The organism is Cryobacterium sp. Hb1, from assembly GCF_004403585.1.
GTDB lineage: Bacteria > Actinomycetota > Actinomycetes > Actinomycetales > Microbacteriaceae > Cryobacterium > Cryobacterium lyxosi.
In genome coordinates, this window is record NZ_SOHI01000028.1 from 161,339 (window position 1) to 175,044 (window position 13,706).

11 protein-coding genes and 1 tRNA gene are annotated in these 13,706 nt (G+C 65.4%); 3 read left to right on the forward strand and 9 right to left on the reverse strand.

What is annotated here, in order from left to right; translation table 11 throughout:
* The first annotated feature begins 97 nt into the window (after positions 1 to 97).
* Positions 98 to 1,006: a cation diffusion facilitator family transporter gene (locus E3T38_RS11845; RefSeq protein ID WP_134548371.1), complete on the forward strand. Its 909-nt coding sequence runs from the start codon at positions 98 to 100 to the stop codon at positions 1,004 to 1,006.
* 21 nt (positions 1,007 to 1,027) lie between these two features.
* On the opposite strand, the gene E3T38_RS11850 is transcribed toward E3T38_RS11845, so the two are convergent.
* The 9 genes from E3T38_RS11850 to E3T38_RS11890 form a co-directional block, all read right to left on the reverse strand.
* A complete protein-coding gene (locus E3T38_RS11850; RefSeq protein WP_134548372.1) occupies positions 1,028 to 1,765 on the reverse strand; it encodes a DedA family protein in 738 nt (245 codons plus the stop codon).
* 295 nt (positions 1,766 to 2,060) lie between these two features.
* Positions 2,061 to 2,142, reverse strand: a tRNA-Leu gene (locus tag E3T38_RS11855).
* 41 nt (positions 2,143 to 2,183) lie between these two features.
* Positions 2,184 to 3,128 carry a LysR family transcriptional regulator gene (locus E3T38_RS11860; protein WP_134548373.1) on the reverse strand — a complete coding sequence of 315 codons (945 nt, stop codon included), beginning with the start codon at positions 3,126 to 3,128 and terminating at the stop codon, positions 2,184 to 2,186.
* A 12-nt stretch (positions 3,129 to 3,140) separates the two neighbouring features.
* The gene (locus E3T38_RS11865) at positions 3,141 to 4,184 is read right to left on the reverse strand and encodes a phosphotransferase (RefSeq protein WP_134548374.1); all 1,044 of its coding nucleotides are present in this window, start codon (positions 4,182 to 4,184) and stop codon (positions 3,141 to 3,143) included.
* On the reverse strand, positions 4,181 to 5,350 hold the full coding sequence (locus E3T38_RS11870) for an aminoglycoside phosphotransferase family protein (RefSeq protein WP_166805504.1): 1,170 nt from the start codon (positions 5,348 to 5,350) through the stop codon (positions 4,181 to 4,183). The genes E3T38_RS11865 and E3T38_RS11870 overlap by 4 nt, the downstream gene beginning before the upstream one ends.
* 92 nt (positions 5,351 to 5,442) lie before the next feature.
* The gene (locus E3T38_RS11875) at positions 5,443 to 7,251 is read right to left on the reverse strand and encodes an ABC transporter ATP-binding protein (protein ID WP_134548376.1); all 1,809 of its coding nucleotides are present in this window, start codon (positions 7,249 to 7,251) and stop codon (positions 5,443 to 5,445) included.
* Positions 7,248 to 8,489, reverse strand: coding sequence for a glycosyltransferase family 4 protein (locus tag E3T38_RS11880; RefSeq protein ID WP_134548377.1), 1,242 nt, complete (start codon positions 8,487 to 8,489; stop codon positions 7,248 to 7,250). The genes E3T38_RS11875 and E3T38_RS11880 overlap by 4 nt, the downstream gene beginning before the upstream one ends.
* Positions 8,489 to 9,766, reverse strand: a complete 1,278-nt coding sequence (locus tag E3T38_RS11885; RefSeq protein ID WP_134548378.1) for a glycosyltransferase family 4 protein — start codon at positions 9,764 to 9,766, stop codon at positions 8,489 to 8,491. Before E3T38_RS11885 ends, E3T38_RS11880 begins: the two co-directional genes overlap by 1 nt.
* Positions 9,756 to 10,943, reverse strand: coding sequence for a glycosyltransferase family protein (locus E3T38_RS11890; RefSeq protein ID WP_134548379.1), 1,188 nt, complete (start codon positions 10,941 to 10,943; stop codon positions 9,756 to 9,758). The genes E3T38_RS11885 and E3T38_RS11890 overlap by 11 nt, the downstream gene beginning before the upstream one ends.
* Before the next feature lie 320 nt (positions 10,944 to 11,263).
* Here E3T38_RS11890 and E3T38_RS11895 point away from each other — a divergent pair, with 320 nt between their 5' ends.
* Both E3T38_RS11895 and E3T38_RS11900 read left to right on the forward strand, forming a co-directional pair.
* Positions 11,264 to 12,670: an MFS transporter gene (locus E3T38_RS11895; RefSeq protein WP_134548380.1), complete on the forward strand. Its 1,407-nt coding sequence runs from the start codon at positions 11,264 to 11,266 to the stop codon at positions 12,668 to 12,670.
* Between the two features lie 118 nt (positions 12,671 to 12,788).
* Positions 12,789 to 13,622 carry a 3-hydroxybutyrate dehydrogenase gene (locus E3T38_RS11900; protein ID WP_134548381.1) on the forward strand — a complete coding sequence of 278 codons (834 nt, stop codon included), beginning with the start codon at positions 12,789 to 12,791 and terminating at the stop codon, positions 13,620 to 13,622.
* The last annotated feature ends 84 nt before the right edge of the window (positions 13,623 to 13,706 follow it).

Below are 13,706 nucleotides of genomic sequence, written 5' to 3' on the forward strand. Positions count from 1 at the left end.
GCGTCGGATCGAGCAGCACCCGGATGCTGAGAACGGCATTCATTCCCATCTAGCCTGCGGGCTGGCGAGCGGGTGTGCGCGGCTCTAACGTTGAGCCATGGGCCACGATCACGCGCACGGCACCGACTCGAACCGGAGGCGACTGACCCTCGTCATTGGCATTGTGTCCGTCGTGCTGCTGCTCGAGGTGATCGGTGCCTGGCTGACCGGATCGCTCGCTCTACTGGCCGATGCGGGGCACATGCTGTCCGACCTGCTTGGGCTCATCGTTGCCCTGACGGCCACCGTCATGGCGTCACGCCCGGCGACGGACCGGGCCACCTTCGGTTTTCAGCGCACCGAGGTGTTCGGCGCGCTGATCAACGGGTTGATCCTGCTTGGCGTGGCCGGCGTCGTTTCGGTCGCTGCGGTCGCTCGACTGATGGCCCCGAGCGAGAGCGCTGTGCTGCCAGCTCCCATGCTCATCGTGGCCATCATCGGTCTGGCAGCGAACATCGCCGGAATGCTACTGCTTCGTCCGGCGGCTGCCGGGTCGATCAACATGCGCGGCGCCTACCTCGAGGTGTTCGGCGACGCCCTGGGATCTGTTGCCGTGATCGTGGCCGCCATCAGTATTCTGATAACCGGTTTTGCCCAAGCGGATGCCGTCGCCTCGCTCGTCATTGCCGCCATGATCGTTCCGCGCGCTTTCGTGCTGTTACGTGACGTCGTGCGCGTGTTCAGCCAGTCCACGCCGGCCGACACCGATATTTCCGAGATTCGGCGCCATCTGCTCGGCACGGATGGCGTGGTCGACGTGCACGATGTGCACGTCTGGGCCATCACCAGCGGTGCGCACGTGTTCACCGCGCATATCGTCGTGGAGGCGACCGTGCTCGCACACGGCACCGACGCTTTGCTCGATGAGCTGTCGGGATGCCTCAGCAAGCATTTCGACGTCGCGCACTCAACCTTTCAGCTGGAACCGACCGAGCACGCCGAGCATGAAGGCCACCAGCACCGCTGAACGAATCAGATGGGGAATGCCTCAGCTCTCGTGGCGGCCGGTGTGGTTGGTCTTGAACGTTTGGGGGTCGAGTAGGTGACTGCCCGTGGCTGTGGTGGGTTGGCCGCGCAGTCGGCGGGCTTTCACGATTGACTGCACGTAGTGGTACACCGTGGGAATGAGGGTGATGACCACCGCGCTGAGCAAGATCAGGTCGATGTACGTCGTGACGAATTCGGCCACCGGCGGAATATAGCCGAGAAAGTACCCGCCGAAGGTCAGGCCGGCCCCCCAGAGCAGCGCGCCGATCAGGTTGTACAGCGTGTACTTGCGGTAGTCCATGTGGCCGACGCCCGCCGCGACCGGTGCGAAGGTACGCACGATCGGCACGAACCGGGCGACGATGACGGCGACACCGCCGAATCGCACGAAGAACGCATTCGTGCGGTCGACGTTCTTAATGCTGAATAGGCCGGACTCCTTGCGTTCAAAGACGCGCGGACCGAACTTATGTCCGATGAGGTAGCCGATTTCACCGCCTAGGAACGCGGCAAATCCTATGGCCAGGGCGACCCACCAGATGTCAATCCGGATGACCCCGGCGGCGGGGAACGCGAGCAGGCCGGTGATGATCAGCAGGGTATCGCCCGGAAGGAGGAACCCGACCAGCAGCCCGGTCTCGGCAAAGACGATCGCGCAGACGACGAGCAAAGCCCAGGGACCGGCCGACTCAATGATGTGCGTCGGGTCGAGCCAGGGAATAAGGGCGGTGTGAATCACGCGGGGAGCTCCAGTCGGCGGAGGGCAGACGTTCGGGTAGCGACGGCGGGTGCCGAGACACAGGGTAGCGTCCAATGGTGAGAGAACGCCGGACCGCCGACCCCTGAAACAGGGGGCCGTCAGATAGTCGTAGGGCTGGTCGAGGTCGCGGGCTGTGGCATCCGCGCAGGATGCCCGTGCTGAACGCACCTGGAAAAAGCGCCGTTACGACAAAAGACAAGCCCTCACACGACCCAAGAAGTCAACGGTACCCCTATGGGGGAGCGTGCTGTCTAGGGCTGAAGGGGGAACCATGTGCGGGAGAGGGGACTTGAACCCCCACGCTCGAAAGCACAGGATCCTAAATCCTGCGTGTCTGCCAATTCCACCACTCCCGCTGGTGCCCTTCTAGTGTAGTTGTCCAGCTGCGCGCCTGGGTCTAGTTGGCTATGTCCGTTCCTGTGATGACGTTACGGCCGAGCAGTGCCGGCGCATAGGACTCCATTTGCGCGCGGAGCGCCGCGACGAGCGCCGCGACGGCCGGCAGCCGCAATGACTCGGTGCGCAAAACCATCCAATACGGCAGTCGTTCCTGAAAATCTTCAGGAAGAAGGCGCACCAGGTCTGCATGCTGATCAGCCATGAAGCAGGGCAGGAATCCGATTCCGGCGCCGGCCCGGGTTCCCTCGACATGCACGAACACGTTGGTGGAGCTGAGCGACTCCCGCATCTGCGGCACGAGCCGCCGGGGGGCATCGAGGTCGTCGACCTGAAGCATGGAATCCACGAAATACACGAGGGGATGCTCGGTCAGCTCGGCAATGGTGGTCGGTGTGCCCTGGGCCTTGAGGTAGCGCCGTGAGGCGTACATTCCGAGGCTGTAATAACCGAGCAGAATCGACTCCGCCCGGTGCACCTGTGGTTCACCCACGACGACTTCGATGTCCAGTCCCGAACGGTGCTGCAAGGCCCGCCGGGTGACGGTGACGATTTCGACGCGCAGGAGCGGATGCCGGCGCTGCAGTACGGCCACGGCCGGGGCCGCGATATAGGCGCTGAAGCCGTCCGTCGCCGACATGCGCACCACCCCGGAGATCTGTTGGGCTTCGGCGTCGGAACCCCGCAGGAGGCTGACCGCGGATTCCACCCCCTCCGCCGCGGTGCGGGCGCGTTCTCCGAGCTCGGTCAGCTCCCAGCCGCCCACGGCGCGGGCCAGGAGACGGCCGTCGAGGGCCTTTTCGAGGGCGGTGATGCGCCGGGACACCGTGGTGTGGTTCAGGCCCAGGCTCTCAGCCGCGGTGGTGAATCGGCCGGTGCGGGCGACCGCGAGAAAGATGAGGAGATCATCGGGAGTGGGAGCGGTGCCAGCCGGCGGAAAGGTCATACGCCATTATGCCTAGGCTCCCGGCTGCCGGCAGATCTCGGCGCGCAGCACCGCGGCGAGCGCGGCCCATCGGGGTCGGAAGGCATAGAGGCAGCCCAGACGAAACCAAGCCGCAGCTTCGTATGCGTTCACGCGTTCGGGAGCGACGTGAAGTTCGTCGGCGACCGAATCGATCAGGCGTGCGGCGTGCGTGTGGCGTTCGGAGCTGAGAAGCCCCTGCCGCTCGCGAAGCGCCAGGTGCGCGCGCAAATTGCCCAGGTCCAGAGCAGGCTCCGCATTCGCCGCGGTGTCGAAGTCGATCAGACCGCTACCATGCGTGGAATCCCACAAAATCTGCTTGTCGTGCAGGTCTCGATGGGCAGGGCGCAATGCATCGGTTGTTCCCGCGACCAGCCCGGCGGCAACTCGATCTGCGACCTGCACGAGGCGAGACGACGCGGGTGACGGGTTGAAATTGGTCAGTTTCGCCGCCCATGACCGTACGATGGCCGCCTCGGCGAACGCATCGTGCGCGGGAAGTGACGGATCTGCCGGCGCGGAGCCGATCGAATCCACCCACGCGCCGCGCCAGGCGTGCCAGGCGCGACCCCATTCGAGGCCAGCGGCCGGATCCGCTCCGAGATCATGCAGTGAGCGCCCGGGAACGGTGGTGCAGGTGACGACATCTCTCGTCACCGCCACGATGCGCGGCTGTAGGAAAGCGGATGCCAGCCCCTCGACGTTTTGCATTGCCGCCACTGCAGCGGCCGCGCGACCCGGCCGAAAGACCTTCGCGTAATTCGAGCCATCTGCAGAACGCACGACGGCGCGACGGCCGGGGCGGTGCACCACAATCCAACCCGATCGGGCGGTAGCGGCGAGGTCGGGGAGCTGATCGTCGTGGCCGAAGCGGCCGAGGACGGCGCCGCTTGACGGTGTCCAACGGCCACCGCGTACCTGACCGTCGTGTCCGGCCCGCGCCTCGAAAGTCGCTCCGCTATGACGATCGGGCCAGGCGCGTTCAATCTGCCAGGTGGTTCCGTCGTCGTCGGCGCTGGGGGGCAGGGAGAACATCATCGTTCCAGCACCTGTTCGGCGGCGGTGAGAATGCGTTCGACGTCATCGACCCAGTCCGGGGCCCGGTACCGGAACGGATCGATGGCGCGGCAAAGGAGCGCGTGAGCGAGCCAGTCGTTGATCGCATCCGGGCGCAGTTCGCCGCCCGCGCCGGCGTAGCCGTCAAACAGGGCCACGGCGAGGTCCGGGCTCCTGAGGATGATGGCGGCCGCGGCGAACGAACCGAGGTCGCGTTCCGGATCCGACCAGCTGACCCGATCGAAATCGATCAGGCGGATCTCGCCGGGTCTGACGAGCACCTGATCGGGCGAGAAGTCACCGTGGGTGAGAACTGGATCGCTGGGCCGGTCCAATGCTGCACGGCGATCGTTGATGGCCTGGGCCAGTCGGTGCGCGCGTTGGGCAAATTCGGGCAGGACGACCGCAATGGCGCCCGCCGCACGCGTGGATTCGGATTCGGCCAAGGCCGAATCGGCGTTGCGGGCACCGATCGCAAACTGGCCGCGTGCCAGGCGGAGGGAATGCAGCGCTGCCAGCGCCTGCCCGGCTGCACCCGCCGCATCCGTGCTTTGGACGGCGGCGAGGTCACCGGTACCCCACCACTGACCGGCGACGACATCACGCAGGCCTCCGGGGTGCCATAACCGAACGACCGGGATCCCCTCGGAAGTCAGGTGATCGAGAAATTCGACCTGACGGAATTGTTGGTCGGCACTTGCGCGGTGGGTGCGCGGCGTGACCTTGACGACGAGATCGGTCGCCCCCGACGTGCGCAGGAGCAACCGCCGGTGCGGGTTGTGCCGGAGCAAGGTCGATGTTTCGGTCAGTTGAGGGCATGCCTGATCGAGCCGGGCGAGAGTGCCGGTGAGCCTGCGGTCAGCCGATGCCGTGCCGTACACGGTTCCCCGGATGCCCTCCACTCGTGCGGCAGTGGCGTTGCCGCGTCGCGCGTTCAGCAGACTCTTACTCACCTTGCTGTCGTCGATATAGCTGGCGAGCCAGCCGTGGTCACCCCACCGGTCGTGCGGTTCGGCGAAACGGTCGCTGGAGTACGTGATCACCACGCTTGATGCCGGCTTGTAGCGGATGCGGGTGACGTGTGCTGGGCGGTTGAGTGCAGCGGACAGCTCCTCGTCGTCGTTGAAAACCAGTCGGAGCGCCGCCACGCGGGGATCCCGAGAGATCAGATCCTGCTCAGCGGCGTGAGACCTCGCCGTGACGCGGCCGTTTGGCGGCGGGCTAGTGTCGGCCGCGATCGTCATGACCGGATCCGAACGGTCGTCTCCTGCTCGGCCAGCCAGTTTGACAGCCGACTGCCGGGTGACTTGAGAAGTTCTGCCGGGGACCCATCTTCAACGATCTGACCGTCTTCAAGCCACAGCACCCGGTCCGCGCGATGCACGGCGTGGGAAGCGTGGGTGATCGTAATGACCGTTCGACCCCGAGTAAGGGTTTCCATCGAGGCTTCGACGACGCTGCGACCGCTGGGGTCGAGACCGGTCGTTGCCTCGTCGAGGATGACGATGGGGGCATCGCGCAGGACTGCACGAGCGATGGCGATGCGTTGGCGTTGGCCGCCTGACAAGGTATTGCCACGACCGCCGAGTATCGTCTCAAAGCCGCTCGGCAGGGCGGTAATGAATTCTTCGGCATTCGCAATCCGGGCCGCATCCTCGACATCGGCGTCGGTCGCGTCCAGGCGACCGTAGCGGATGTTCTCCCGCACGGTCGTGGCGAACAGCACGGAGTCCTGCAGCAGGATCGACACCTGCCCGCGTAGGCTGCGCAGCGTCACGTCCCGTACGTCGGTGCCGTCAATGCGCACGCTGCCGGAAGACGGGTCGACCATGCGCAGGATCAGACCGACCAGGGTGGATTTGCCCGAGCCGGACGGACCGAGCAGGCACACGTTCTGCCCGGCCGGAATCTCGAGCGACAGCCCGGCGAACAACGGCCGGCCGTAGCCGTCCGGGGCGTGCACATCATGGAACGTCAACCGCCCCATGCTGCGGTCGAGTGGCCGAGCGGTCGGCGAATCGAATACCTCGATGGGTTCGTCGAGGAGTTCGGCGATGCGTTCGCCTGAGGCGGTGGCCCGCGCGATACGCCCGGTGTACTTGGCCAGGTCGCGCAGCGGTTTCATGGCGATCTTGAGATACATCATGAACATGACCAGTTCGCCGAGAGTCATCTGGCCGTCGATGACGCGCCATCCGCCTCCGGCGAGCACGAGCGCGGTCGCGACTCCGACGATGATGTCGGTTCGGCGTTCGAGCCCGGCAGCCAGACGGCGACTTTTGATCCCCTCGCGCAGCGCGGTCTCATTGCCGCTGCGGAAGGCTCCGGAGACGGTGTGCTCTAGACCGTATGCCTGCACCACCCGGATAGCATCGAGCGTTTCGGCCGCGGTATTAGCGAGTGATCCTTCGCCCTTCCTGGTGGTGCGGGAAGCGGAGGTGATGGCACGTGAACTGCGTCGCGACGACAACAGGTACGCTACGGCCGCGCCCACAACGACGAGGGCGAGGAGCGGATCCAACACAAGCATGACGATCGCGAGGACGAAGAATGTCAACACGTTGCCGAAAAGCGGAAGCCCGGCCGTGACGGCGACTTCCTGCAACCGGCCGATGTCTCCGACCAGGCGTTGCACCGTATCACCGGACCTGGCGGCGGCGTGGTAGCGCAGGGAGAGTACCTGAACGTGGGTGAACACCCGCGTCCGCAGGTCGGTCGCAACACGAGACCCGACGAGGGCGAACGCCACCGTGCTCAGATAGCTGCACGCGGCGCGCCCTGCCGTCAGTGCGACCAGAAGTGCCCCGCAGACGAGCAGCAGCCCAATGGTCGCCTGCGGCGTATTTGAGCCGGGCGGAAGGGTGGCGCCGAGACTGGCCGTGACCGAATCGATCACGAATTTCACCGGCCACGGTTCGAGAACGCACAGCGCGACCTCGATCAGCAGCGCGATGAGGCCGCCGGTGACCAGTTTCCAGTGCCGTCCGATATGGGGGCGGACGATGTGCAGGCTTTGGCGCAGGGCACTGGGCTCGCGTGAGCGCGTCATCGTCGGCCGCCGATCAGCAGCGCGGGTTGCGGCGCGAACGAGTCGGCGGCCCCGGCCTTCAGCTGCGCCTGATCGGCCGCGCTGAGGTGGTCGAGGATCCGGCCCACTACAGCCCGCCAGTCATGCCGCTCGACGGCGAGTGCGCGTGCGGCGCGGCCCAGTCGCACTCGCAGGGCACGATCTTCGTTCACCCGGCCGAGTGCATCCGCGAGGGCCACCTCATCGCCGGGCGGTACGAGCAGCCCGGTGCAGTCGTCGACGATGACGGTGGGAATCTGGCCCACCGCCGAAGCGACCACGGGGAGTCCCGCGGAGAGGTACTCGTAGAGTTTGAGCGGGGAGAAGTACTGATCCTGGCCGGCCGGATACGGTGCGGCGGCCACGTCGAAGCCGGCCAGCAGCTCGGGCACCCGTTCCGGCGCCACGGCCCCGGTGAACTCCACGTCGAGTGGGTAATTCGAAGCCAGCTGGCGCAGCGCCGCCCGTTCTGGCCCATCGCCCACGATGCGCAGGCGCCACGGCGGTTCGGCGGCGAGCCGACCGGAATTCGCGCGTGCGGTAGATTCAGCCCGGGCGGTGGCGCGGATCAGTACATCGACGCCGTGCCACGGTTTCAAGGTGCCGATGAAGCCGACGGTGAACCCGGTCGTCACCGACGAGTGCGCTGGGGGCACGATACGCCGGGTGTTCACGCCATTCGCAACGACCGTGATACGACGAGGCGATGTCGTGAAGGGTCGGACCCAGGCGGCGACGGGTTCGGAGACGCACACGACCACGGCTGCGGCCGTAACCACCCGCCTGGTGTCGGCACGGGCGCCGGCCTCGTCGACGAGAGTACGATGCGTGCGCTGTTCATCGATGAGCGGGGCGTTGACTTCGAGGATCACGGGGGACCCCGTCGCGCGGGCGATGACGGCCGAGGCTGTGCTGAACAAGGAGTAGCGCTCGTAGACGAGGTCGCATCCGTCTTCGATCGCGGCGTCGGCAAGGCTCTGTGCGGCGCTGGCGATGGCGCGTTCCCGTTCGGCTGGTGACTCGGTGGCCGCTACTGTACGCACGACGACGGGGAGGTCGTGCAGGTCAGCCGGTACGTCGCTGCCACGCCGGGTGCAGTACACGGTCACGGGCATATCGCGTTCCCGGAAGGCGCGCACCACTTCCTGCACGTGCACCGAGGAGCCCTTCGTGCCGAAGACGGGAACACCCGGGTCGACACACAGATAGGCGACGCGCATCAGGCCACCGCCATCGGTTCGAGTGACGCCGGTTGATTCGCCGGGTGGCTCGCATCGGAGTCGGTGTGGGCACACAACTCGCCCAGTACTCGGGCCTGACGGGCAGAATCGAACGATTCCTCGACCACCCGGCGGGCGTTTCGGGCGAGCCGACCGAGGTTCGCGGCGGGATCAGCGGCTCCGCGCATGGCAGCTACCAGGTCGTCAAGACTGCCGGAGCGGCATAGGATTCCGGTCTCTCCCGCGCGGACGATCTCGGGGATACCCGTCACATCCGTTGAAATGCAGGGAACGCCGAGGGCCATCGCCTCAAGGATGGAGGTGGGGAGCCCATCGGCGTTGCCATCGCTACCGACGATGCAGGGCGCTACGAACAGGTCAGCGGCGGCCAGCCGCAGGGCCACCTCGGTCTGCGACACCGGGCCGAGCAGTCGCACGGTACCGAACAGTCCGAGACGATGGATCTGTTCGCTCAAAGCCCCGGTCAGTTCGCCCCCGCCCACGATGTCCACGGTCAGCGCGACACCGCTGTGGTGCAGTGCGTGCGCCGCATCGACCAGCAGGCTGAAACCCTTTTTCTCGACCAGGCGACCAACAGCGACCACCGCGAGAGGCCCACTGGGTGCTCGGTGCTCGGTGAATGGAAAACGGGCGAGTTCCAGTCCGTTGTAAACCCGGTGCAGTCTCAAGGTCTCGGCCGGGAACCGGCGACGCAGATAATCGAAGTTGTACTCGCTCACCGTTACGGCATGATGGGCCCCGGCCAGTTTCACAGCCAGGTCCGCCGGGTCCACTGACTCGTGGAAGAGGTCTTTGGCGTGAGCCGTGAATGAGTACGGCACCCCCGTGAGCAGCGACGCCAGGCGGGCCACCGTTGTGGCGACCGAGGCGAAGTGGGCGTGCAGATGGGTGATGCCGTATTCCCTGACGGCGCGGGCCAGGCTGACCGCCTGCACCGCGTCGTCGACATCGGCCAGCAGCAGCTCGTCGAGACAGGCGGACATTGCCGATCCGACGCCGGACTTGGCCGTGGACTGGAATTCCGCCCAGAGCAGCGAGGTTTTCCACGGCCGGTCGATATAGACAACCGGCGCGGCCACGCGGGCCAGTTCCGCATGGAAGCGAGAATCGACCGGCGGCCGCAGGGAGAAGATGACCAGATTCTCACCGGCGGCTTCGCGGGCGAGGATCTCGGACACGACGAACGTCTCCGAGAGCCGGGGATACATTTTGAGCACATAGCCGATCCGAGGGGATCCGGAATGGTCAGACAGCATGTTGCACCTCCGCGGGTTCGCGAACCCGCTGTTTGGAATTGAGTAGTGCCGCCGCGAGAACGGCGACTGTCTCCAGGCCGTCGAGGTTCACTGTGCTGCGCGGAACGACCCGGCCGACGTTCGCTGCGAACCAGGCCGATAGGAAGGCCGGAGTCGCGGTGTCTGCCGTCACGGTCTCGACGAGTCCGCGGCGGGCGAGTGCTGCGGCGCGAATCGACTGCTCCTGCCGTCGGGCCTCGCGCGGTACGACCAGGGTGGGCGCAGCGGTCGTCATCGCTTCGCTGATCGAGTTGTACCCGCCCATACACACGACGGCGGCTGCCCGGCGGAGCAAGGCGAGGGCATCGGGAACCGAGCGCAGGATGCTCGTGCCCTCGCGTGCCACGGACGCGATCTCGGCATGATGGGCGTCGGGCATCTGAGGGCCCGTCACGACCAAATGTCGGTACCCGGGTGGCGCGATCGCACGGGCCGCAGCCGAGGCGAGACGATGACCGTCGGAACCGCCGCCAACGGTGGTGAGTATGAAGGGCTCGCTGTCGCTCGTTACGTGCCCGATCGGCCGTCCGTTGGCGAGGTAGCCGGTATGCACCGCGAGGTTGAGTAGCGAGGACGGGATTTCCCCGGTCTCGAATGCATTGTGCACGCGCGGGTCGCCGTATACCCAGAGCGCGTCGAACAACCGCCGGATGGCGGTGGCGCCGCCGATAGCCCGCCACTCGGCGAGGGCCACAGCGGGACGGTCGAGAACCTCACGAAGACCAAGCACGATGGCGCATTCGGGCCGGGTTGAGCGCAGGCTCACCAGGGCACTTTCGAGTTCTCGGCGAGCGCCGAGTGCGTGCCGATCAACGATCAACAGGTCAGGGGCGAACTCGCGCAGGGCGACGCGCAGAATGCCTGCGCGAATCGACGTCATCGTGTCGATTCCCAGTGTGAGATGACGCGGGCGGTAGCCGTCGACACCGGTGGTGATGCCGGGCAGCACCAACCAGTCCCAACCGGCGGGAGTGGGGAAGGACGTTGCGGCACTCTGTCCGGTGACCAGAAGTCCGCTCACCGGTTCGTGGATGATGGACGGAAGGTACAACGACAGTGCGTGCGCGATGGCGAGGTTCCGCCGTACGTGTCCCAGCCCGATCGAATCGTGCGAGTACAAAACAATCCTGGTGACCATGGCGTTCCTCCCGGGTGTCGACCCTCGTGGTCGTGAGATCAGAGTCCGGCCTGCGCGTGAGGTACGGATGAGTAAACAGTGAGTGAATTCTTAGGAATCGCATATGAACTGGCCGTGCAGCGCCTGAGCAAATTCGGGACGGGCACCCCGCCGAGCCATGATCTGCGATTATGCACATCGACTCTGTCTTTTTGGTTCTTGTCACCCGCCCGTTGTGCGTGAATACTCAGACACGTCGTACTTTTGTGAAGGCGACCGATTCCTTACCGCACGCCGCTGCGGCCAAGTACGTGTCATCGACGACACAAAGGAGACAGACAATGAGTGTCAATCAACGCGTGGGGGCTGCCGGTTCCGGTCGGGCTGCTCGCCCAGCTGGCAGCGAAACCGAAAAATCCGGCCTCAAGAAGATCGTCGCCGCCTCCATGGTCGGAACGGTCGTGGAGTGGTACGAGTTCTTCTTATACGCCACCGCCGCGAGCCTGGTCTTTGGTACGGTCTTCTTTCCGAACGCCGGCAGCGAACTCGACGGCATCATCGCCGCCTTCCTCACCTATGCCGTGGGATTCATCGCCCGGCCGCTCGGTGGCATCGTGTTCGGCCAGATCGGCGACAAACTCGGACGCAAGCACACCCTGCAGGTGACGATCATCATGGTGGGTGCCGCCACCTTCCTTATGGGTTGTCTGCCCGGCTTCGACACCATCGGCTATTGGGCACCCGCCCTGCTCGTGGCCCTCCGCTTCATTCAGGGGTTTGCTGTCGGTGGCGAATGGGGCGGCGCCGTTCTGCTCGTCGCCGAGCACAGCCCGAACCAGTCCCGTGGCTTCTGGTCGAGCTGGCCGCAGGCCGCCGTACCGATGGGCAACCTGCTCGCCACGGTGGTGTTGCTCACCATGACGTGGCTCCTTTCGCCCGAGCAGTTCCTCAGCTGGGGCTGGCGTGTGGCCTTCTGGCTCTCCGCGATCATCGTCGTGATCGGCTACTACATTCGCACCCACGTCAGTGAAGCTCCGATCTTTCTCGAGGCCCGCGCGCAGGTCGAAGCCGAGAAAGCCGTCAACTACGGCGTGCTCGAGGTCGTACGCAAGTACCCCAAGGGAATCCTCGGAGCCATGGGCCTGCGGTTCGCCGAAAACATCTTGTACTACATCATCGTGAGCTTCACGATCGTCTACCTGAAGACCGTGCACGAATACGACACCGGCCAGTTGCTGATCGCCCTGCTCATCGCGCACGTCGTACACTTCATCGTCATTCCCCAGGTTGGTCGTCTCTCCGACCAAGTGGGCCGCAAGCCCGTCTATCTGGCCGGCGCCGTGCTCGGTGCTTCCTGGGCGTTCTTCGCTTTCCCCCTGTTCGACACCCTCAACCCGGTGCTGATCATTCTGGCCGTCACTGTCGGGCTCTGCTTCCACGCCCTCATGTATGCGGGCCAGCCCGCCATCATGAGCGAAATGTTCCCGACCCGGATGCGCTACTCCGGGGTGTCCCTCGGTTACCAGGTCACCTCGATTCTGGCCGGCTCGATGGCGCCGATCATTGCCTCCGCGCTTTTGCAGCAATACAATAGCTGGGTTCCGGTCGCGATCTACATCATGATCGCCTGCGCTATCACGGTGGTCGCCGTGGTCACGCTCAAGGAGACCGCCGGAGCGTCGTTGCGCGAGGTCGACGCTGTCGACGCCCGCAAACACGGGCTCGAGCCGGTCACCACCGGCAACTGACCCGGCCCGAACAATTGGGTTAGCAAACAACTGGGTCAGGAAGCAACTGGGTTGCCTCGCCTCCCGAAGACCTGCCCATGCAGTGATCGTGCAGTGATCGCGCAACCAAAGGAACATCATGACTGATCTCACCGACGCTGACATCGACGCCGATGCCGACCGCGTCAATGCCGCTCCCGTTCGCACCAGTGCGCAGCCCCTCGCCGGGCGTCGCGCTCTCGTCACGGGTGGTGCGAGCGGCATCGGCGCCGCCGTCGTTCGGGCGCTCGCTGCCCGCGGCGCGCACGTCGTCGTCGCCGACATCGACACCGCCGGTGCCACCGCCCTGGCCGAGGAGGTCGGCGGGTCAATCTGGATCGTCAACCTCATGGATACCGCCGCCCTCACCGATGACGCGCTCGCGTCTGCGCTCGCGGGGGTCGACATCTTGGTCAACAATGCTGGCATTCAACGGATCAACCCGATCCAGGACTTCAAGCCGGCCGATTTTCACAACATCCTGGCCCTCATGCTGGAGGCGCCGTTCCTGCTGATTCGGGCCGTGCTGCCGCAGATGTATGCGGCGAACTTCGGGCGCATCATCAATGTGTCGTCGGTGCACGGCATTCGCGCCTCGCCATACAAGAGTGCGTATGTATCAGCCAAACACGGGCTCGAAGGCCTGTCCAAGGTGACCGCGCTCGAGGGCGGCGCGCACGGAGTGACGAGCAATTGCGTTGCTCCCGGCTATGTGCGCACGCCCTTGGTCGAGAAGCAGATCACCGACCAGGCACTCGTGCACGGCATTCCGGCGTCCGAGGTGCTCAGCACGATCATGCTCACCGAGAGCGCGATCAAGCGGCTGGTGGAACCGGCCGAGGTCGGCTCGCTCGTGGCCTGGCTCGCCTCTGACGACGCCGCCATGGTCACCGGGGCGAGCTACACGATGGACGGCGGCTGGTCGGCCCGCTAAAGCGGGGTGGATCATTTATTGCTGTTCAGGGGAGAAAAAAACAAGCCCTGTGGAGAATCTGCACGAAGAAGTGCAAAAGAGGCC

Excerpts from the sequence above, each read along its gene's own strand:
- E3T38_RS11860 (WP_134548373.1), bottom strand. The coding sequence starts at position 3,128 with ATGACCTTTCCGCCGGCTGGCACCGCTCCCACTCCCGATGATCTCCTC.
- E3T38_RS11900 (WP_134548381.1), top strand. The coding sequence starts at position 12,789 with ATGACTGATCTCACCGACGCTGACATCGACGCCGATGCCGACCGCGTC.
- E3T38_RS11845 (WP_134548371.1), top strand. The coding sequence starts at position 98 with ATGGGCCACGATCACGCGCACGGCACCGACTCGAACCGGAGGCGACTG.
- E3T38_RS11880 (WP_134548377.1), bottom strand. The coding sequence starts at position 8,489 with ATGCGCGTCGCCTATCTGTGTGTCGACCCGGGTGTTCCCGTCTTCGGC.
- E3T38_RS11890 (WP_134548379.1), bottom strand. The coding sequence starts at position 10,943 with ATGGTCACCAGGATTGTTTTGTACTCGCACGATTCGATCGGGCTGGGA.
- E3T38_RS11875 (WP_134548376.1), bottom strand. The coding sequence starts at position 7,251 with ATGACGCGCTCACGCGAGCCCAGTGCCCTGCGCCAAAGCCTGCACATC.
- E3T38_RS11865 (WP_134548374.1), bottom strand. The coding sequence starts at position 4,184 with ATGATGTTCTCCCTGCCCCCCAGCGCCGACGACGACGGAACCACCTGG.
- E3T38_RS11895 (WP_134548380.1), top strand. The coding sequence starts at position 11,264 with ATGAGTGTCAATCAACGCGTGGGGGCTGCCGGTTCCGGTCGGGCTGCT.
- E3T38_RS11885 (WP_134548378.1), bottom strand. The coding sequence starts at position 9,766 with ATGCTGTCTGACCATTCCGGATCCCCTCGGATCGGCTATGTGCTCAAA.